This window comes from Streptomyces sp. NBC_01306, assembly GCF_026340465.1.
Classification (GTDB): Bacteria; Actinomycetota; Actinomycetes; order Streptomycetales; family Streptomycetaceae; genus Streptomyces.
This window is the reverse complement of record NZ_JAPEPC010000001.1, coordinates 3,133,322-3,154,564: the sequence shown is the minus strand read 5'-3', so window position 1 is coordinate 3,154,564 and position 21,243 is coordinate 3,133,322. Positions and strand designations below refer to the sequence as shown.

At 71.6% G+C, this 21,243-nt stretch carries 13 protein-coding genes and 1 pseudogene; 9 read left to right on the top strand and 5 right to left on the bottom strand.

All coding sequences use genetic code 11. The features are described 5' to 3' along the window. Nucleotides 1–15 precede the first annotated feature (15 nt). From OG385_RS13680 to OG385_RS13660, 5 genes are all read left to right on the top strand, one after another. A complete protein-coding gene (locus OG385_RS13680; RefSeq protein ID WP_266860836.1) occupies nucleotides 16–828 on the top strand; it encodes a helix-turn-helix transcriptional regulator in 813 nt (270 codons plus the stop codon). 195 nt (nucleotides 829–1,023) lie between these two features. Beyond that, nucleotides 1,024–2,307, top strand: coding sequence for an aspartate kinase (locus OG385_RS13675; RefSeq protein ID WP_266854884.1), 1,284 nt, complete (start codon nucleotides 1,024–1,026; stop codon nucleotides 2,305–2,307). Continuing rightward, the gene (locus OG385_RS13670; protein ID WP_266854883.1) at nucleotides 2,304–3,392 is read left to right on the top strand and encodes an aspartate-semialdehyde dehydrogenase; all 1,089 of its coding nucleotides are present in this window, start codon (nucleotides 2,304–2,306) and stop codon (nucleotides 3,390–3,392) included. The genes OG385_RS13675 and OG385_RS13670 overlap by 4 nt, the downstream gene beginning before the upstream one ends. A 388-nt stretch (nucleotides 3,393–3,780) precedes the next feature. Then, a complete protein-coding gene (locus tag OG385_RS13665) occupies nucleotides 3,781–4,359 on the top strand; it encodes a SigE family RNA polymerase sigma factor (protein WP_266860835.1) in 579 nt (192 codons plus the stop codon). Further along, nucleotides 4,356–5,651, top strand: coding sequence for a hypothetical protein (locus OG385_RS13660; RefSeq protein WP_266854882.1), 1,296 nt, complete (start codon nucleotides 4,356–4,358; stop codon nucleotides 5,649–5,651). Before OG385_RS13665 ends, OG385_RS13660 begins: the two co-directional genes overlap by 4 nt. Before the next feature lie 52 nt (nucleotides 5,652–5,703). On the opposite strand, the gene OG385_RS13655 is transcribed toward OG385_RS13660, so the two are convergent. From OG385_RS13655 to OG385_RS13640, 4 genes are all read right to left on the bottom strand, one after another. After that, nucleotides 5,704–6,543: an SURF1 family protein gene (locus tag OG385_RS13655; protein ID WP_266854881.1), complete on the bottom strand. Its 840-nt coding sequence runs from the start codon at nucleotides 6,541–6,543 to the stop codon at nucleotides 5,704–5,706. Nucleotides 6,544–6,631: 88 nt separating this feature from the next. Next, nucleotides 6,632–8,398, bottom strand: a complete 1,767-nt coding sequence (locus tag OG385_RS13650) for a prolyl oligopeptidase family serine peptidase (RefSeq protein ID WP_266860833.1) — start codon at nucleotides 8,396–8,398, stop codon at nucleotides 6,632–6,634. A 93-nt stretch (nucleotides 8,399–8,491) separates the two neighbouring features. Then, nucleotides 8,492–9,790, bottom strand: coding sequence for an ArsB/NhaD family transporter (locus tag OG385_RS13645; RefSeq protein WP_266854880.1), 1,299 nt, complete (start codon nucleotides 9,788–9,790; stop codon nucleotides 8,492–8,494). A gap of 241 nt (nucleotides 9,791–10,031) precedes the next feature. Next, nucleotides 10,032–11,141, bottom strand: a complete 1,110-nt coding sequence (locus tag OG385_RS13640; protein ID WP_266854878.1) for a CdaR family transcriptional regulator — start codon at nucleotides 11,139–11,141, stop codon at nucleotides 10,032–10,034. A 392-nt stretch (nucleotides 11,142–11,533) separates the two neighbouring features. On the opposite strand from OG385_RS13640, the pseudogene OG385_RS13635 reads away from it, so the two are divergent. From OG385_RS13635 to OG385_RS37370, 4 genes and pseudogenes are all read left to right on the top strand, one after another. Next, nucleotides 11,534–12,154, top strand: a pseudogene (locus OG385_RS13635) (hypothetical protein); the annotation flags it as partial. A gap of 123 nt (nucleotides 12,155–12,277) precedes the next feature. After that, nucleotides 12,278–14,356, top strand: a complete 2,079-nt coding sequence (locus tag OG385_RS13630; protein ID WP_266854874.1) for a flotillin family protein — start codon at nucleotides 12,278–12,280, stop codon at nucleotides 14,354–14,356. 181 nt (nucleotides 14,357–14,537) lie between these two features. Then, nucleotides 14,538–19,415, top strand: coding sequence for a DNA repair ATPase (locus OG385_RS13625; RefSeq protein ID WP_266854872.1), 4,878 nt, complete (start codon nucleotides 14,538–14,540; stop codon nucleotides 19,413–19,415). A 166-nt stretch (nucleotides 19,416–19,581) separates the two neighbouring features. Beyond that, the gene (locus OG385_RS37370; protein WP_323183755.1) at nucleotides 19,582–19,953 is read left to right on the top strand and encodes a chaplin; all 372 of its coding nucleotides are present in this window, start codon (nucleotides 19,582–19,584) and stop codon (nucleotides 19,951–19,953) included. A gap of 144 nt (nucleotides 19,954–20,097) precedes the next feature. Here the strand turns inward: OG385_RS37370 and OG385_RS13615 are convergent, their stop codons facing one another. Further along, nucleotides 20,098–21,138, bottom strand: coding sequence for a glycoside hydrolase family 16 protein (locus OG385_RS13615; RefSeq protein WP_266854871.1), 1,041 nt, complete (start codon nucleotides 21,136–21,138; stop codon nucleotides 20,098–20,100). Between the last annotated feature and the right edge of the window lie 105 nt (nucleotides 21,139–21,243).

The window sequence follows — 21,243 nt, the reverse complement described above, 5'->3', positions numbered from 1 at the left end:
GAGATTGGTGTGTCCATGGCGTCCATGGCGGATGCGGTCCCCGGCGGGCTCGGCGACTTCCTGCGGTCGCGGCGCGAGCGGCTGAGCCCCGAGGCGGTGGGGCTCGCGAGCGGGGGGCGGCGCCGGACACCCGGGCTGCGGCGTGAGGAGGTGGCCGAACTCGCGGACATCGGCGTCGACTGGTACGTCCGGCTGGAGCAGGGGCGGGCCGTCAGTCCCTCGGCCGCCACCGTCGACTCGCTGGCCCGTGCGCTGCGTCTCGGCCCGGCCGAGCACGCCCATCTGCGCACCCTGGCCGGACAGTCCGGCCGCCGCGGTTTCGCCCGTGAGGCCGTGCCGGACGCGATCCGGCGGCTGGTCGCCGGTCTCGGTCAGCCCGCCTATGTCACGGGCCGCCGCTGGGACGTCCTGGCCTGGAACGCCGCCGCGGCGGACACCTTCACCGATTTCGCCCGGCTGGCCGACCGGGACCGCAATGTCCTCGTCTATCTGCTGACCGATCCGGACGCCCGGCGCCTCTTCGGGCCCGCCTGGCCGGACGAGGCGCGGCGCGTGGTGGGCCAGTTCCGGGCGGCGCACGACGTATGGGCCGGCGATCCGGCCTTCCTCGGCCTCGCCGAGCGCCTCCGGCGGGGCAGTGCGGAGTTCGCCGCCTGGTGGGAGGAGCACGACATCCGTACCGGCGGTGAGGCGGGACAGAAGGTTCTGCACCATCCCCGGCGGGGTCTGCTCCGCTTCGAGTACGCGACCTTCCAGGCGAACGACGATCCCGCGCTGCGGCTCACGGTCTACACACCGGTCGACGGCCCGGCCGCCACCCCGGAGTGACCCGCACGGGTGTGACGCGCCCCACGTTCCGAGTGTCCTGGTTGATCCCGGGCAGGCATTCTCACCGAGCGGCCGTGCCACCAGACGGTGATCATTGAGTGAGCGGGACATCTCACGATCTGATACATACGGGGTGTCGTGCGGCCGCTCGTTAGACTGAGCCGACCGCAGAAATGACTGGATCGAGGAGCGCACGTGGGCCTTGTCGTGCAGAAGTACGGAGGCTCCTCCGTAGCCGATGCCGAAGGCATCAAGCGGGTTGCCAAGCGAATCGTCGACGCCAAGAAGAGTGGCAACCAGGTGGTTGTCGTGGTGTCAGCGATGGGCGACACGACGGACGAGTTGATCGATCTTGCCGGGCAGGTGTCGCCGATTCCTGCCGGGCGGGAGTTCGACATGCTGCTGACCGCCGGAGAGCGGATCTCCATGGCCCTGCTGGCCATGGCGATCAAAAACCTGGGCCACGACGCCCAGTCGTTCACGGGAAGCCAGGCCGGTGTCATCACCGACTCGGTCCACAACAAAGCGCGGATCATCGATGTCACGCCGGGGCGGATCCGTACCGCTCTCGACGAGGGCAACGTGGCCATCGTCGCCGGTTTCCAGGGTGTGTCGCAGGACAAGAAGGACATCACCACCCTCGGCCGCGGCGGTTCGGACACGACTGCCGTCGCACTCGCGGCGGCCCTCGACGCCGAGGTCTGCGAGATCTACACGGACGTGGACGGTGTCTTCACCGCCGACCCCCGGGTCGTCAAGAAGGCCCGGAAGATCGACCGGATCTCCTTCGAGGACATGCTGGAGCTCGCCAGCTCCGGTTCCAAGGTGCTGCTGCACCGCTGCGTGGAGTACGCACGCCGCTATGACATCCCGATCCATGTCAGGTCCTCGTTCTCGGGGCTCCAGGGCACATGGGTCAGCAACGAAGCACGAGTCGAAGCACAAGGGGAACCGACAGTGGAGCAGGCCATCATCTCCGGTGTCGCGCACGACACCTCCGAGGCGAAGATCACGGTCGTCGGTGTGCCCGACAAGCCGGGTGAGGCCGCCGCGATCTTCCGTGCCATCGCGAACAGCCAGGTCAACATCGACATGGTCGTGCAGAACGTCTCCGCGGCCTCGACCGGTCTGACCGACATCTCCTTCACGCTCCCCAAGGACGAGGGCCGCAAGGCCGTCGACGCGCTGGAGAAGTCGAAGCCGGTCGTCGGCTTCGATTCACTGCGCTACGACGACCAGATCGCCAAGATCTCCCTGGTCGGCGCCGGTATGAAGACCAACCCCGGCGTCACCGCGACCTTCTTCGAGGCGCTCTCGGACGCCGGCGTGAACATCGAGCTGATCTCGACGTCCGAGATCCGTATCTCGGTGGTCACCCGTGCGGATGAGGTCAACGAGGCCGTGCGCGCCGTGCACACCGCCTTCGGTCTCGACAGCGACTCCGACGAGGCAGTCGTCTATGGGGGCACCGGGCGATGACCGGCACCGGCCTCCGGGCAGGAGGCCGTAAGCCTGCGCTCGCGGTCGTGGGAGCGACCGGGGCCGTGGGCACTGTGCTGCTCCAGATGCTGTCGCAGCACGCCGACATCTGGGGCGACATCAGACTCATCGCCTCCCCGCGCAAGGCCGGCCGCAAGCTGGTCGTGCGCGGGGAGGAGTCCGAAGTGCTCCCCCTCACCGAGGAAGCCTTCGAGGGCGTCCAGGTCGCGCTCTTCGTCGTCCCCGACGACGTCGCGCGCGAGTGGGCGCCCGTCGCCGCGTCCAAGGGCGTGGTGGTCGTGGACAGCTCCGGTGCCTTCCGGATGGACCCTGACGTGCCGCTCGTGGTGCCCGAGGTCAATCCGCACGCCGTACGGCTCAGGCCGCGCGGCATCATCGCGTCCCCGCACTGCACCACGCTCGCGATGATTGTCGCGGTCGGTGCGCTGCACGCCGAGTTCGGGCTGCGTGAGCTGATCGTCTCGACGTACCAGGCGGTGAGCGGCGAGGGGCGCCCCGGTGTGGAGGCCCTGCGCGGCCAGACCGCGCTCGTCGCCGGTACGGAGCTGGGGACGCACCCCGGCGACGTACGCCGGGCCGTGGGCGACGACACCGGGCCCTTCGCGGCCCCCATCGCGCTCAACGTGGTGCCCTGGTCCGGCTCGCCCGCCGCCGACGGCTGGTCGTCCGAGGAGCTGATGCTCCGCGCCGAGACCCGCAAGATCCTGGACCGGCCCGCGCTTCCGGTGGTGGCGACGTGCGTACGGGTCCCGGTCGTCACCACGCACTCCCTCTCCGTGCACGCGCGCTTCGAGAACGAGCTGACGCTGGGGCGGGCGCACGAGATCCTGGCGACCGCGCCCGGTGTGGTGCTCTTCGACGACCCGGACGCGGGGGACTTCCCGACCCCGGCCGACGCGGTGGGCACGGATCCGGCCTGGGTGGGGCGCGTACGGCGGTCGCTGGACGATCCGCAGGCGCTCGACCTCTTCGTCTGCGCCGACAACCTCCGCAAGGGGGCCGCGCTCAACGCCGCTCAGATCGCGGAGGCCGTCGCGGCCGAGCTGTGGGTGCCGGAGGCCTGATCCGGGATCAGGCGCCCCGCACCCCGTCAGTGATCCTTTGTAGGATCTGTGTGTGCCCTGTGAGCAAGACGTGTGCCTGAACCACTTGTACTGAGGCTCGCGCCTGTTACACGATTCAGTCTCCCGAGCGTCTGCAACCGCAGTCGGGGCGGGTGCGTCTTTGGGGAGAGGCTCCTTACTGCGCAAGATGCCGTGGAAAAAGGGGCATTGGGGGAGATCGGGTACGCATGAGGGCATTGGCCGCATCGTCAAAGGCGATGCCATACGCGTACAACCCTGGCGGGGGGAAGCGTGTCCAACTGGCGTGGCAGAGGTTCTCGATATTGCAGCGGTGTCAGGACGGGGCGGAGTGGTCCGCCCGCTCCGACGACCGCGCGTGCCCGGCGGTATGCCGGTGATCGCGCCCGTGCCGACCACCCGCCCCAGCGCTGTCGCGTCCCAGAGCGGCGAGGGCGCTGACGACTCCATGGCCGCCGGCACCACCGTCGATCACCTCACCGAGACCTACCGCGCCCACTACCGGTCGCTGCTGGGGCTCGCGGCGCTCCTTCTCGACGACACGGCCTCCTGCGAGGACGTCGTCCAGGAGGCATTCATCCGCGTCCACTCGGCACGCAAACGGGTCAGGGACCCCGAGAAGACGCTCGCGTATCTGCGCCAGACCGTGGTGAACCTGTCCCGGTCCGCGCTGCGCAGGCGCATCCTCGGGCTGAAGCTCCTCTCCAAGCCGATGCCGGACATGGCGAGCGCGGAGGAGGGTGCGTACGACCTCCTGGAGCGCGACGCGCTCAAGAAGGCCATGCGCAACCTCCAGCGCCGCCAGCGCGAGGTCCTGGTGCTCCGTTACTTCGGTGACATGACGGAGGCGCAGGTGGCCGACGCGCTGGGGATATCGCTGGGTTCGGTGAAGGCGTACGGTTCGCGCGGCATCGCCGCGCTGCGGGTGGCCATGGAGGCACCGGCATGAGCGAGAAGAATCGATTCGGGCGGTACGGCCGGGACCACGACGCGAACGGCGCGGACGACGCGAACGGCGCGGACAACGGAAGCGACACGGACAACGGAAGCGGCGCAGACGGCGGGCAGGACGGCTCCGACAGGCCCCAGGGCCCTCGCACGCCCGACGAGTGGGACATGCCCGCCGAGTGGCGCAAGCGGTACGGCGGGCCCATCCGGTCCGTGGACAACCAGGCGGGGAACGGAATGCAGAACGACGGTTCCGACGACGCTGTTGACGGCCTCGACGAGGACGAACTCGAACTGCGCAGGATGATGCACGGCGCCGTACGGGGACTCACCCCGTCCGATGACGCGCTCGACCAGTTGCGCAGGGCCGTACCCGCGCGCCGGGCCCGGCGGCGGCAGATCGTCGTCGGCACGGCCGCGGCCGCGCTGCTCGTCGGGACCGCGATCCCGGCCTTCATCCATGTCGCAGGTGCGGGTGACGGGGTCACGAACAGCCCCGCGATGGCGGGACAGGGTCACCGCACGCCCGGCGGCCCGGACGCCACGGCCCCCGACGGCGGCAAGAAGGGCAAGGGCAAGGCGTCCGACGACAGCGGCCACGATGGCCGGGACGGAAAGAAGGGCGCGGCGAAGGGGTCCGGGAGCGGCAGCCACGGCGGTTCTGACGGCGGGGCCACCGACCCGTCCGGCAAGGCGCTCGACACGCTGCCGGCCTGCGCGGCCCAGCAGCTCGGGGTCACATCGGCGGCCACCGGCGCACCGAACGCCGACGGCACGGTCTACGGAACCTTCCGGGTCTCCAACGTCTCGCACAGCCAGTGCGCGGTCAGCGACGCCGGCACCGTCAACTTCCAGGCGCTGGGCGCGGCCGACGCGGCCCGCATCACCGTGGTCGACCACACGTCGGGTGACGCGGCGGCCGGTCTGCCCGACCCTTCGCAGGACGCGACCGGTCTGGTCCTCGGCCCGTCCCAGGCGTACGAGGTGAAGTTCGCCTGGGTGCCGACCGAGACCTGTCCCACCGGAGGCGGCGCCACCCCCGACCCGACCCCGTCGGGAGGCTCCGCCGGCACCGGAGGATCGGCGGGCTCGGCGGGAACGGGAGACGGCGGCCCGCCGGCCGACGGCGGCGGCCCGGACAGCACCCCCCAGCTCGGCAGCGGTGAGGGCACGTCGGACGGCAGCGTGGCCGTGGTGCACGAGGCGGAGCCGGGCGTACCGGCCGCGGAGGCGACCATCCCCAACGCGTGCGCGGGGACGATCTACCGCACCGGGCTGCTGACCGCGCCGTGACGGGCCGCTGCCCCGGCTCCGTAGCGCCCTCTTAGCAGCCCGGCTCCAGGCCCTACCGGCGGCCGGACACCTCCGGAGTGGCCGCCGCGTCGGACGACGCCACTCCGGCTTCCGCGGTCACCGCCGCGGTGGCCGGCTCCACGTCCTCGGGTGTGATCCCCAGCTCCAGGTCCCTGAGTGCCTCGGCCTCGCGCCTGGCCAGCCGGAACCACATGAAGACCACGAAGCCCGCGAAGACGAACCACTCGCCGGTGTAGCCGAGGTTCTGGAAGGACTGCAGGTCGAGCCCGCTGTTCTGCGGCGCCGCCGCCGGCACGGGCTTCAGACCAGGGGAGGCGCGCGGCAGGGTGATCCACGCGTCGTACACGGGGTACGACACGACGTTCACCAGAGAGGCCGCGCTGATGACCCCGATCTGGCCGGCCGGCAGCCCGGCCCCGGTGTACGCGCCGTCGGTCCCGCTGTTCTCGGAGGGCTGGAGCGATCCGGTGACCTTGACATCGCCCTTCGGCGCCGCGGGCGCCTTCGCGCCGTGCGGCAGCCAGCCGCGCACCACGGGCAGTGCCTTGCCGCCGTCGGTGCGGAGCAGGGTCAGGACGTACGACCCCTCCTTGCCGTCCACGACCCGGTCCGGCACCAGGAACTGCTCGCCGTACTTACCGGTCGCGCCGGCCTGCCGCCCGGACGTGTCGAGGTTCACGGGCAGCAGGGAGTCGAGCGGCGCCGACGCCTGACGGGCCGGGTCGGGCTTGTGCTCGTCTGTCCGGTGGGTGGCCACCCGGGCCTCGAACCTGCTCAGCTGCCAGGACCCCATGAAGATGCAGAAGGGGATGGCGAGCAGGGCGAAGACGGTGATCCCCAGCCAGCGGGGTGTCAGCAGGAACCGGTACACATCTCTTACGGTACGGGGCGCGGTTCAGGGCCGGTGCCCCGGACCCCGCCCCGTACGTTCCGTCCCGGACCCCGCCCCGTACGGCCTGCTACTTCTTCACATGCCGCTCCGCGAAATCGAGCTCCAGGCGGACCTGCTTGATCCGCTCCTCCACCACAAGCGAGCCGTGGCCCGCGTCGTACCGGTACACCTCGTGGACCGCCCCGCGGCCGGCCAGCCGGTCCACGTAGTTCTCGACCTGCCGGATCGGGCAGCGCGGGTCGTTCACGCCCGCCGAGATGTAGACCGGCGCCCGCACCGCGTCCACATACGTCAGCGGCGACGAAGCGGCGAACCGCTCGGGCACGGTCTCCGGAGTGCCGCCGAGCAGCGTCCGGTCCATCGCCTTCAGCCCCTCCATCTCGTCGTGGTACGCCGTGACGTAGTCCGCGACCGGCACCGCCGCCAGCCCCGCCGCCCACGCGTCCGGCTGGGTGCCGAGCCCGAGCAGCGTCAGATAGCCGCCCCAGGAGCCGCCCGCCAGGATCAGCCGGGCCGGGTCGGCGAGGCCCGACGAGACCGCCCAGGCGCGGACGGCGCCGATGTCCTCCAGCTCGATCAGCCCGACCCGGTGCTTGAGCGCGTCGGTCCAGGCCCGGCCGTAGCCGGTCGAGCCCCGGTAGTTGACCCGTACGACCGCGTAGCCGTGGTCGACCCAGGCCGCCGGGCCCGAGGCGAACGCGTCGCTGTCGTGCCAGGTCGGGCCGCCGTGGATCTCGAAGACCGTGGGGAACGGGCCGCCCCCCGCGGGCTGCTGCACCAGCGCGTGGATCCGTCCGCCCGGACCCTCCACCCAGACGTCCCGCACCGGCACGGACTCCGGCGCCTTCATGCCCGGCGGGTCGAGCACGACCGCGCCCGACGTGGAGCGCACGACCGGCGGCAGCGCGGCCGACGACCACAGGTACTCGACCGTGCCGTCGGGCCTGGCGGTCGCGCCGGACACCGAACCCGCCGGGGTCTCGACGCGGACGAGCTGCCCGGTGGCCAGTTCGTACCGCCACATCTCGCTGCGCGCCTCGAAGCTGTGCACGACCAGCAGCGCGGACCCGTCCGGATACCACTCGGCGCTGACGTCGCCGGGCAGCTCGATCGCCGGGGCGGTCTCGGTGCCGGCCGCCACGTCCCACACCATCGGCTCCCAGCGGCCCCGCCGCTGGTGCCCGACGAGCAGCCGGGTGTCCCCGGCGACCGGCGCGAACCCGAGCACCTGGAGCCCCAGCTCCTCGGTGCCGCCCTTGGTGTCGTCTAGATCGGCGACGGTGGACCCGTCGGTGCGGACCACCCGCAGCGCGGAGTGCATCGCGTCGCCGTGCTCGGTGTGCTCCAGCGCGATGAGCGTCCCGTCGTACGAGAGGTCGCCGACCCCGGCGGACTCCCGGTGCCGGTAGATCTCGACCGGATCGGCGCCGGGCCGTACGACGTGGACCGTCGAGCCGTCCTCGTCCGTCGACCGGCCGACCACGGCGGTGCCGTCCCGGCCGATCCCCAGACCGCCCGAGTAGGAGGGATCGAGGCCGGGGGTGGCGGGTTCGTCGGGCCCGCCGCCGAAGGGCTGGCGCATCCAGACCCCGAACTCGTCCCCGTCGGTGTCGCTGAACCACCACAGCCACTCGCCGTCGGGCGAGAGAGTCCCGTCGGTCGTTCCCTGCGGCCGGTCGGTGGCCTGGCGCTGCTCGCCGCTCGTACGGTCCCAGGCGTACAGCTCGTACGTGCCGGTCGCGTTGGAGACGAAGAGCGAGCGGTCCGGGGCGTCCTCGGCCCAGTCGGGCAGCCCTACGCGCGGGGCCCGGAAGCGCTTCTCCCAGTCGGGCATGGTGTGTTCGTCAGTCATGCGCCCCATTGTGGCCCGCACGGCAGCGGCGGACCGGACCGGACGGCCGGAGCACCGGCCGCTCACGCCGGTCCCTCACCCCAGTACGAAGTACCGCAGCCAGATGTACCCCGCCGACAGCGCCAGGGTGGCCGCCGTGACCACCAGGCCGTACCGGGTGAACTGCCAGAAGGAGATGGGGGTGCCGTTGCGCTCCGCGATGCCGAGGACCACGACGTTCGCGCTGGCGCCGATCGCCGTGGCGTTGCCGCCGAGGTCCGCGCCGAGTGTCAGTGCCCACCACATCACGTGGTCGCTGCCGCCGCCCACGCTGTGCACGAGGCCCGCGGTGATGGGGGCCATCGTCGCGACGTAGGGGATGTTGTCGACCACCCCCGACAGCACCCCGGACGCCCCGAGCAGCAGCATCGAGCCGCCGAGTTCCCGGCCGCCCACCGCGTGCGAGAGCGCCGTGGAGACCTCGCCGACGACACCGGTGCCGATGAGCGCCCCGATCATCACGAAGAGGCCCGCGAAGAAGGCCAGCGTCGGCCACTCGACCTCGGCGAGCACCTCGCCCGTGCGGACCGTCGAGACGGCGACGAGCAGCCCCGCCCCGAGGAGCGCGACGACGCTCGGCGCGTAGTGCAGCACCGGATGGAGGATGAATCCCGCGATGACCAGGGTGAGTACGGCCAGACCCTGGCCGAGCAGGCGCGGGTCGCGGATCGCGTCCCGCTCGTTCAGCTCCATCACCCGGGCGGCGCGCTCCGCGTCGTACGTGAACGCCCCGCGGAACAGGAACCGGCACACTCCGATCAGTACGGCCGTCAACAGCACGGCCAGCGGCGCGAGATGGACCAGGAAGTCGTTGAAGGTCAGCCCGGCCCGCCCGGCGATGATGATGTTGGGCGGGTCGCCGACGAGGGTGGCGATGCCGCCGATGTTGGACGCGAAGACCTCGGTGATCAGGAACGGCGCGACGGCCAGCGCGAGCCGTTCGCAGACCAGCAGGGTGACCGGGGCGATCAGCAGGACGGTGGTGACGTTGTCCAGCAGCGCCGAGGCCAGCGCGGTGATCGCCACCAGCATGGCCAGCACCCGGAACGGTCTGCCCCGCGCGCGTTTCACCGACCAGATCGCCAGGTACTCGAAGACGCCGGTCCGCTTCAGCACACCGACGATCACCATCATGCCGAGCAGCAGGAAGATGACGTTCCAGTCGATGCCGGTGTCCTGCGAGAAGAAGGCAGCCCCGTCGTCGGTCGCCCCGAGCGCCAGCATGAGCCCGGCACCGCCGAGCGCGGCGGCGACCCGGTGGACCTTCTCGCTGATGATCAGCACATAGGTGCCGGCGAAGACGGCGACGGCCGCCCAGGCATGCCAGTCACTCACAGATAACTCACAGCTCACTCACAGACAGCTCGCAGGCAGCTCGCGGATTTTCCAACCGGCCGGTCCCGCGGGACGTTCAGCGGCGGCAGCCCCAGGTCCGGGGCGTAGGCACGCGCCGGGCCGGCCCGGCGTGCCTCGGGGAACGCTACGGCCGTGCCGTGCCGCGACGACAGGTCCGGGCCCCGCAGAACGGGACAGAAGAACGCTGCCGGGAGCAGGCATTGAGCGGCCGGACCTGCGGTCAGATCTCCTGGGCCGGCCAGTTGAGCAGCCGGGCGCCGATGACCGCGGTCTGGAGTGTGTAACGGTGGCCGGGATCGGCCGGGTTGGCGCCCGTCAGCTGGCGGATCCGCTCCAGCCGGTAGGTGAGCGCCCGTACGCTCAGTGACATCCGGCGGGCGGCCTCGGCCGCCACGCAGCCCGCGTCGAAGTAGTGGCTGAGCGTCGAGACGAGCGGCTGCGCGCCGCCCCGGGCCTGCTGGAGCGGGCCGAGCGCGCTGTGCACCAGATCGACCAGGGCCTCCCGGTCACGGGTGAGCACCGGGTAGACGAGCAGGTCGGCGGCGCGCAGCAGCGGGCCCTCCAGGTCCATCCTGGCCGCGAGTTCCAGGGCGTTGAGCGCCTCCTCGTAGCTGTGCACGATGCCGCCCGAGCCCGGGTGCGGGCGGCCTATCGCGACCTGCACGCCGTCGTCGGCGGTGGCCGCGTACGCCTGCTTGGCGAAGTACGTCAGGACGTCGTCCTGGTCGCCGGGGGCGATGCAGATCAGCCGGCCGTCCTTCGTGGTCAGCAGGATGCTGCGGTTGCCGAACCGGCTGAAGAGGGCCAGCTCCACGGTGCGGGTGGCGGCGGCGCCCTCGTCGTACGCGCCGGCGCACTGCGCGACCGCGACCGCGTGGGTACGGGACAGCCGCAGCCCGAACCGCTCGGCACGCTCGGCCAGCCGTCCCAGGTCGCTGCCCCCGTACAGCAGGTCGTCGATGAACTCCCGCCGCACGGCCTCCTCCTGGCGTACGGCCATGCGCTGGGCCCGCTCGTACCCCTCCGCGAACGCGTCGACGGCCAGCTCGACGGCGGTGAGCACCGTGCCCGCCGCGCTCCCGCTCACCGCGGCGGCCCCGGTGGGCCAGGCCGTACGGGCGGCCGCGAGATGCGCGGCGACCAGGGAGCGCAGCGAGTGGCCGTCCTCCGCCGCCTGCTCGCCGAAGGCGCGGCGCGCGTCGAGTTCGGGCCGGGTCGGGCGCCGGCCGGTCGCCAGGACATCGGCCAGCAGGTGGGCATACCCCTCCAGATATGCCCCGTATGTCCTGTCTGTCCCGGGGTGCTTCTCGGATATGTCGGGCCCTGTCACACGCTCTCCTGCTTCTGCCTGTCGTCCCGGCGACGGTACGGCCGGGTCGTGTCCCGGCGATGGTCCGCGTCCCGGCGGCGGTCCGGACGGCCGCCCGGCGGCCGCTCCGGCAGTGTTCGCGCCGCCGCACAGCGGCAAGAGTGACAGACCGCGACGGATGCCGGAAAGCTGCCGGGGCGGAGGGCGCGGCCCCGGCACCCGGCGACAGCGAACATTGCCCGGTTACGGCAATGCGGCGACGGGCGGAGTCCCTCCAGAATGGGCATTGCGGAAACGGGGGAGAGCGGACCGGTGCCGGGATACGGAAACGTATGCCCGGCGCCGGGGCCGCTCTGCACGGGGGAACCGCGGGGGAAACACGGGGGAGCAACGGGGGAAAAGGGGGCTGCCCGATGGATGAGTTCATGGGCGCCGTGCTGGGTTTTCCGGCGGTTCTCTTCGGTGCGGCGCTGTTGGTGGTCATCGCCTTCTGGCTGCTCGTACTGGTGGGGGCCGCCGAGCACGACGCCTTCCATCTGCACCTCGGCACGGGGGACACGGGCACGGCCGCTGCGGGGGGCAGCGGCGTGCCCGTCACCGTGCCGGTATCGCTCTTCACCCTCCTCGCCTGGTTCGCGAGTCTCGCGGGCTCGGTGCTGGTGCGCAGGGCCGAGCCACCGGACGGGGTACGGACCGCGCTCGACGCCGCCGTGCTGGTCGCCGCGCTGCTGGCCGCCTGGATCGTGACGCGTTTCGCCGTCCGCCGGCTGCGCGCCCTCCTGCCCGCCCAACCACCGCCCTCCCGGCTGGACTTCGTCGGGCTCGTCTGCACCGTCCGCACCGGTTCGGTGACGGCCGACTTCGGGCAGGCCGAGGTCGCGTCCGACGACGGCTCGACCGCCGTGGTCCAGGTCAGGGTCCAGGGCGACGACGTCCTGCGCGGGCTCCGGTCCGGGGACACCGCGCTGCTGTACGCCTACGACGAACCGGGCGAGTTCTTCTGGATCGCGCCGTTCGACGCCGCGCTCGATCCACGCGGCACCGGCTGAGCCCGCGCCCGGCGGCCCTCCCTCCCCAGCCTTCGGCCGGGGGCCCCACTCGCGCTGCGCGCAGCCGCACCACAAGCCACCGTTCAAGACACCCTTCGAGGAATGTTCATGGATGCCATCTCCCTGGGCATCGGCGTGCTCGTCGCCGTTGTCCTGCTCATAGCCGTCGCACTCGTCCTGGTGCTCAGCAGGCTGTTCCGCAAGGTGGAGCAGGGCCGGGCACTGATCATCTCCAAGACGAAGAAGGTCGACGTCACCTTCACCGGTGCCGTGGTGCTGCCCGTGCTGCACAAGGCCGAGTACATGGACATCTCGGTGAAGATCATCGAGATCAGGCGGACCGGGCGCGAGGGCCTGATCTGTCAGGACAACATCCGGGCCGACATCCACATCTCGTTCTTCGTACGGGTCAACAAGACCGTCGAGGACGTCGCCAAGGTCGCCCAGGCGATCGGCACCCAGCGGGCCAGCGACAAGGCGGCCATCCAGGAGTTCTTCGCCGCCAAGTTCTCCGAGGCGCTCAAGACCGTGGGCAAGCAGCTGGACTTCGTGGACCTGTACACGAAGCGCGAGGAGTTCCGGGACCGGATCATCCGGGTCATCGGCACCGACCTCAACGGCTACCACCTGGACGACGCGGCCATCGACTTCCTGGAGCAGACGCCGATGGCGCAGCTCGACGGCGCCAACATCCTGGACGCCCAGGGCATCCGCAAGATCACCGAACTGACGGCCGTCGAGCACGTCCGTACCAACGAGTTCCAGCGCACCGAGCAGAAGGAGATCACCCGGCAGAACGTCGACGCCCGGGAGACCATCCTGGAGCTGGAGCGCCGGCAGGCCGAGGCGGAGATCAAGCAGCAGCGTGAGGTCGACACGCTGCGGGCCCGCGAGGAGGCGGTGACGGCCAAGGTCCAGGAGGAGGAACGTCTGGGCGCGCAGACCGCGTTCCTGCGTACGGAGGAGCAGCTCGGGGTGCAGCGCGAGAACCAGGCGCGCGAGATCGCCGTGGCGCAGAAGAACCGCGAGCGGGTCATCGCCGTCGAGAACGAGCGGATCGAGAAGGACCGGCTGCTCGAAGTCATCGGCCGTGAGCGCGAGACGCAGCTGTCGATGATCTCCCGGGACAAGGAGGTCGAGGCGGAGCGCCGCGAGGTGGCCGATGTGATCCGGGAGCGGATCGCGGTGGACCGTACGGTCGCCGAGCAGGAGGAGTCGATCAAGAAGCTGCGGATGGTCGAGGAGGCCGAGCGCACCCGGCAGGCCGTGATCATCGCGGCCGAGGCGGAGGCGCAGGAACGGCTGGTCAAGGACATCAAGGCGGCCGAGGCCGCGGAGGCGGCGGCCACGCACCACGCGGCCGAGCAACTCACCCTGGCCGAGGCCCGGCTGAAGTCCGCCGACCTCGACGCGCAGGCCAAGCTGCGTCTCGCCGAGGCGATCCAGGCGGAGGCCGCCGCGCCCGGACTGGCCGCTGTCCAGGTCCGCGACAAGGAGGCCGACGTCATCGAGAAGGCGGGCCGCGCCGAGGCGGAGGCCACCGAGGCCCGGCTCAGGGCCGAGGCGTCGGGGGCGCGTCTGAAGGCACTGGCCGCGGCGGAGGGCACCAGCGCCCAGGCTACCGCGGACGCCGCGATGATCGGCGAGAAGCTGAAGGCGGAGGCCGCGGGCCTCACCGAGAAGGCGACGGCGATGGCCGCACTGGACGACGCGTCACGCGGACACGAGGAGTACCGGCTGCGGGTCGCGGCCGAGAAGGAGATCAGGCTGGCCGGGATCGACGTCCAGCGCCAGGTCGCGGAGGCACAGGCCACGGTGCTCGCCACCGGCCTGGAGAACGCCGACATCAGCATCGTCGGCGGCGAGTCGGTCTTCTTCGACCGCCTGGTGTCGTCGATCTCGCTCGGCAAGGGCTTCGACGGTTTCATGGAGAACTCCAAGACGGCCCAGACGCTCGCCAAGCCGTGGCTTGACGGTTCGGCCAGCTTCCCGGAGGACCTGACGAAGATGCTCGGGTCGGTGTCGAGCGGTGGCGTACGGAATCTGACGGTGTCGGCGGTGCTGATGCAGCTGCTGAAGTCGGGGGGTGCGGAGGCGGGCCCGGTCCAGCAACTTCTGGACCAGGCAGCTCGGTTGGGGCTTTCGGATGTGCCGGTCGCTGCGCTGAACGGGGCGGCGAAGGTCTGAGGAGCGGGGGCGCTGCCCCCCTGGTCCTCAATCTTCCCCAGCTACCGCTGGGAGGTGCCCCCAGGACGGGCTTGATTGTGCCGCGATGCGTTGGGTGGTGCCGGACCCAACCATCCCCGGCCCGGCCCGGCCCAGCCCAGTCCACCAACACCCCACCCCACCCCACCCCAGAAAGCAGCCGATGACCGCCACCTCCGTAGACGCCGGCACCTACGAGGTGCTCCGGGACCGGCTGACCGTTCAGGCCGCCGAGCTGGCCCGCAGGGCCACCGTCCTCAACACCCGCAGGACCGAGACCTTCGGCTCGATGGAGCTGGCCCTCACCGGCACGGAACACCTCCGTACCGACACCACTTGCGTCCCCCGCGACACCGTGGCCATCGGCAATCGCCTGCTCATCGGCTGCAACATCCCGCCAGGGCAGAAGCGGACCTCCGGGCCGGCCGACGTCTTCGCCCTGCACGACACCGCACTCGGCCGGCTCCCCGACACCGCCGTGCCGGGCCTGCTCGACGACCCCGCCTTCACCAGGGAGTTCGCGGAGCTCTACCGCTACTACCGCGACGCCAGCCTCCTCCAGCTCCGCCACATCGGCGGCAAGCTGCTCGCCGTGTTCCGTACCGGCGAGACCGCCGACGACATCCGCGTGCTGCGCTGGACGCTCGCCGCCGACGGCAGCGCCGCATACCAGGACGCGCGCGGCGACCGCGACCATGTCCTCCCGCCGTCACACGACTTCGAGTGGACCGCCACCACACGCCAGGACCAGGTGCTCGGCCGCCACCCGCACATCGCCCTGCCCGGCGATGTGTACGTGACGACGGTCGGCGGCTCCCTCACCGTCAAGGACGAGGACAACACCGAGACGCCCGACGGCATCTGGTCCGAGCCGGTCGACGAACCGCTCCAGTCGCTCGCCGACGCCGAGGTGGAGCACGCCCGCGTCGGCGCGCTGCTCCTGCTGCGCGTACGCCCGTACAAGGAGGAGGACCGGCGCCACCTCGTCTTCAACACGGTCACCCGCGCGGTCGTCCGCCTCGACGGCATCGGACAGGCCTGCCGCAGCCTCCCCGAGGACCAGGGCATCGTCTTCCCCGGTGGATACTGCCTGGCCACCGGCCCGTACAAGACCTTCGAACTCGACACGGCCGGGCTGGAGTTCGAGCGGCAGATCCGTTCCCCGAACGGCGAGGACGTGCTGTACGTCTTCCACGCCCGCGCCGACGGCCGCACCCTGCTCCTGCCGTACAACCTGATCCGCAAGGAGACCGGGACCCCGGTCGTCTGCCGGGGGTACGCGCTCTTCGACGACGGCACCCTCATCGTCCTGCGCGGCGAGTCCGACGAGCCCGCCCGCGTCCACCCGCTCCAGCGCTGGCGCTCACCGTACGTCTCGGACACCTACGCCGACGCAGCCCCGGCAGGCGAAGGCCCCCTCGCGCGCATCGGCAACGCCGACCTGGTGCGCGGGATCTCCGACTGCTTGTCGCTCGCCCGCGCGGTCACCGAGAACACCGCGCCCACCACCGGTGTGTACGAGACGCTGCTGGCCTCCTGCGTACGGGCCGCCGACACCCACCACTGGCTGGGCGACGAGGGCACGGGTGACCTGCTGGAACCGCTCGACGGGCTGCGGACCACGGCCGGGCAGGTGCTCGCCGAGTTCGAGACCGTCCGGACGCTGACCCGGCAGGCCGCCGAGGCACTGGACGCCGCCGAGGCGCGGATCGCCGGTCTGGTGCGCCGTATCCGCGGCGAGGTGCCCGGCTCGGCCGCCGAGTGGGTCACCCGGCTGACCGAACTGCGCCGCGCCCACGGGCATGTGCTGACGCTCAAGGAGCAGCGGTACGCGGACACCGCGCGCATCGACACGCTCGCGGGCGAAGTGGAGGCGGAAATCGCCGCGTTCGCCCAGCGCGCCGTCGGGCAGCTGCGGCGCGACGACGCCTTCGCCGGGTACCACACGGAGACCGAGCAGCTCACCGCCGACGCGGAGGCGATCGGGACGGTCGCCGGGGCCGCGCCGGTCACCGGGCGTCTTGACGAGCTGGCGGAGGGGCTGCGTACCGTCACCGAGGTCGTCACCGGCCTCGACATCGGCGACACCACGGTCCGCACCTCGGTGCTGGAGCGGATCGCCGAGGTCGTCGGCGCGGTCAACCGCGCCCGCGCGACGCTCGAAGCGCGCCGCCGGGAGCTGCTCGACCACGAGGGGCGCGCCGAATTCGCCGCCGAGCGGGCCCTGCTGGGGCAGTCGGTCACCGGCGCGCTGGCCGCCGCCGGCACCCCGGAGGCCTGCGACGACCAGCTCGCCGGCCTGCTGCTGCGGGTGGAGGACCTGGAGTCGCGGTTCGCCGGGTCCGACGACTTCCTGGCCGAGCTGGGCGCGCAGCGTACCGAGGTGTACGAGGCGTTCTCGGCCCGTAAGCAGACCCTCCAGGACGACCGCGCCCGCCGCGCGGAGCGGCTCGGCGCTTCGGCCTCGCGCGTCCTGGAGACCATCGACCGCCGGGCGGCCTCGCTCGGCTCCGCGGACGCGATCAGCACGTTCTTCGCATCCGACCCGCTGGTCGCCAAGGTCAGCCGCACCGCTGCCGAACTGCGCGAACTGGGCGACCGGGTGCGGGCAGAGGAGCTGGCGGGCCGGATCGCGGCCGCCCGCCAGGAGGCGGTCCGTGCGCTGCGCGACCGCACCGATCTGTACGCGGACGACGGCGCCGTCATCCGGCTCGGCCGGCACCGCTTCGCGGTCAACTCCCAGCCGCTCGACCTGACCCTGGTCCCGTACGGCGGGTCGGGGAACAGCGACGGCAAGGGCGAGAACGGCGCCGGTGCCGGCCTGGCCTTCGCGCTCACCGGCACCGACTACCGCTCCCCGGTCACCGACCCCGCGTTCGCCGCCTGCCGCCCGTACTGGGGCCGCACCCTGCCGTCCGAGTCACCCGCGCTCTACCGGGCGGAGTACCTGGCGGCCCGGCTGCTCGCCGAACACGGCGCCGCGGCACTCGCCGCCGCCGATCTCCCGTCGCTGGTACGGCAGTCGGCCGAGGCCGCGTACGACGAGGGGTACGAACGCGGCGTCCACGACCACGACGCCACGTTGATCCTCGGCGCGCTGCTGCGACTGCACTCCGACGCCGGTCTGCTGCGCTTCCCGCCGCAGGCCCGCGCAGCCGCCCAGCTGTTCTGGGCGCACTCCGCGACGGACGCGGTACGGCAGGCCTGGACCCGCAGGGCGCTTTCGATGGCCCGCGCCCGCGAGACCTTCGGCCTCGCCCCGGCCATCGCGGACTGGCAGGCCGAGCTGGCGGGAGTGATCGGAGGGCCGGACGCGCCGGACGCCGCGGCGTACCTCTTCGAGGAGCTGACCTGCGGCCCCGACGGCTTCGTCACCCATGCGGCGGCCCGCACGCTGCTGGACAAGTTCCGCCGTGCGGTGGGCAGTTCGGCGTACGACGACGACCTGGCCGGCATCGGCGACGACGACCCGGCGGCCCGCCGCCAGCTGGTGGAGAACTGGCTGACCGCGTACACCCTCTCCGGCGGCCAGGACAACACCCGCCCCGGCGATCTCTCAGAGGCGGTCGCCGTCGAGCTCTGCCCGGACCTGACGCGCTACGAGTCGGCAGCCCCGCTGGCGGAGACGGTAGAAGGCCTGCTCGGCACGCACCCGCGCATCGAACGCCGCCGCCTGACCGTCCGTATCGACGAACTCCTTTCGGCGGCGGCCGAGTTCCACCGGACCGAGGTGCCCGGCTTCCGCGCCTACCAGCGGCAGCGCACCGCCCTGGTCGCCGCCGAGCGCGCGCGGCTGCGGCTGGACGACTACCGCCCCCGGGTCATGTCGTCGTTCGTACGCAACCGGCTCATCGACGAGGTCTACCTCCCGCTGATCGGCGACAACCTGGCCAAGCAGATCGGCACTGCGGGCGACTCGAAGCGCACCGACAGCAACGGCCTGCTGCTGCTGATCTCGCCGCCCGGCTACGGCAAGACCACGCTCATGGAGTACGTCGCCGACCGGCTCGGCCTGGTCCTGGTCAAGGTCGACGGCCCGGCGCTCGGCCACCGGGTGACGTCGCTCGACCCGGCGCAGGCGCCGGACGCCACCGCGCGCCAGGAGGTCGAGAAGATCAACTTCGCGCTGGCCGCGGGCAACAACACCCTGCTGTATCTGGACGACATCCAGCACACCTCGCCCGAACTGCTCCAGAAGTTCATCCCGCTCTGCGACGCCCAGCGCAGGATCGAGGGCGTCAGGGACGGCGAGGCGCGCAGCTACGACCTGCGGGGCAAACGGTTCGCGGTCTGCATGGCGGGCAACCCGTACACGGAGTCGGGGCAGCGCTTCCGGATCCCCGACATGCTGGCCAACCGCGCCGACGTCTGGAACCTCGGCGACGTGCTCACCGGCAAGGAGGACGTCTTCGCGCTGAGCTTCGTGGAGAACGCTCTCACCGCCAATCCGGTGCTCGCCCCGCTCACGGGCCGGGACCGCGACGACCTGGCGCTGCTCGTACGGCTGGCGGCGGACGATCCCACCGCACAGCGCGACCGGCTCCAGCACCCGTACGCACCCGGAGAGCTGGACCGGATCGTGGCGGTGCTGCGCCATCTGCTGGCGGCCAGGACCACGGTGCTCGCGGTCAACGCCGCGTACATCGCGTCGGCCGCCCAGTCCGACGCGGCCCGCACCGAGCCGCCGTTCCAGCTCCAGGGCTCGTACCGCAACATGAACAAGATCGCGGCGCGGATCGACCCGGTGATGAACGGCGCGGAGCTGGCCGCGGTGATCGACGACCACTACACCGGCGAGGCTCAGACGCTGGCCGGCGGAGCCGAGTCCAACCTGCTGAAACTGGCCGAACTGCGCGGCACGCTGACGCAGGCGCAGGCGGCGCGCTGGGCGGAGGTCAAGGCGGCCGACGTCCGTACCCGGACGCTCGGGGGCGGGCCCGGCGACGATCCGCTGCCGCGCGCGGTGGCGGCGCTGGGGCTGCTGGCGGACCGGATCGCGGCGGTCGAGACGGCGATCAGCCGGGCAACTGGCCCTGGATAGCCCGGCGTTTTCGCAGCCCACCACGGGTGTGCCCGTTCAGCACCGCGTCTCTTCGGGTGAAGAGACGATGCGGAACGCACCCCAGCGGGCAGGCATTGCGGAGGACCACACAAAAGGGCCCGTGTGCAACCGGCCCTGGAGTGCTCCAACGGAAGGGTTTGTGTCCATGTCTCGAATCGTGCGGATGACCGTGCTGTCTGCCATCGCGGCCGCCACTGTGCTGGGGGGTGCGTCAGTCGCCTCCGCGGACAGCGGGGCCGAGGGCGTGGCCATCGGCTCGCCCGGTGTCCTCTCCGGCAACGTCGTCCAGGTGCCGATCGACGCCCAGATCAACGCCTGCGGCAACAGCGTCAACGTCATCGGCCTGCTCAACCCGGCGTTCGGCAACACCTGCGTGAACGGCGGCCGCGACCACGGGCGTGACCACGACCGCGACCACGGCCGTGACCACGGGCGCGACCACGGCCGTGACAACGGCGGCTGGAACCACGGCTGGGACCACGGCCGCGACCACGGCCGTAACCACGGCTGGAACTGAGCACCTTCACCGGGCCAGTAGTGCACCGGCAGTGAATCAGTGAGCACCGTGCCCCGGACGGCCATCCTCCCGGCCTTCCGGGGCACGGCGCTGTCTGCTGCCGCTACCGGACCAGGACCCGCTCACGACCGGCTTACGACGGGCTCATGACTGGCTGACCTCGGCCGAGAACCAGTCCACGCTCATCCCCGCACCGGAGCTGATGTCGGCCGAAGGAGAGGTGCAGCCGCAGACCTTGTTGGGGTACGAGCCGCCGATCGCCACGTCGAAGATCGCGAAGAACCCATGGTCGACCGCTGCCTTCCAGGTCGCGTCGGACACCTCGTTCTGGTTGACCACGAAGGTCTGGACGCCGTCGAGGGAGAACCGCAGCTGCTCGGCCGAGGCGTTCGTACGGTCCACGACCACCGAGTACGTGTGGTAGCCGGACTGGCAGCCCGTGCACGCCTGCAACCCGCTGCTGATCCCGTCCGGATCGTGGCACTCGCCCGCCCACTGGCCGCAGTGGAACGTGGTCGAGTGCTGGCTGAGCGCGTTGACGTCCTCCATGATGTCCAGCTCGCCGATGCTGGGCCAGTTGGTGGCCCCGGTCGGCCGGGCGTCCGCGCCCATCGCCCAGAAGGCGGGCCAGTAGCCCAGCCCGCTCGCCGGGTCGGGCTGCTTCAGGGAGGCGCTGAGCTGGAGCTGTCCGCCCGCCGGTGCGGCGAAGTCGGTGCGCTGGGTCTCCACCCGGCCGGACGTCCAGTGCCCGGACCCGTCGCGTACCGGCTTGATCACCAGGTGGCCCGAGCCGTCCTGGTAGACGTTGTCGGTCGAGTCGGTGGATGTCTCGATCTCGCCGGTGCCCCAGTTGGCGGCGCCGCCCGGGTAGCCGGTGCCCTTGTCGTAGAGCCAGTCGGCCGTGTTCAGGCCCGATCCGGCCGCACCGTCGAAGTCGTCCTTGAACACCGTGGTCCAGTCGGCGGCAGCGCCCGTACGGACCGGTGCGGCCGGTTCGCTCGCAGCGGCGGAGCCGGAGAGTCCGGCGGGACCGCCCAGACCGGTGAGCCCGGCCAGCGGGAGGGCGAGCGCGGCGAGCACGGTCAGCAGGCGGCGCCGGGGGTGGTGTCCGCGGCGGCGGCCCGGAGCGCGGGAGGTGCTGGGGGAGGAGCCGGGGGATGAGCCGGAGAAAGCGATCCTGTTCATGGGGGCTGCTTTCGTGGGGGCTTTCGTGGGGGTGTGGGGGATGAAGCCGTCTGAGAGCACGTAGGAGAGAGCGCGTACGCGAGAGCACGTACGGGAGTGCGCGGG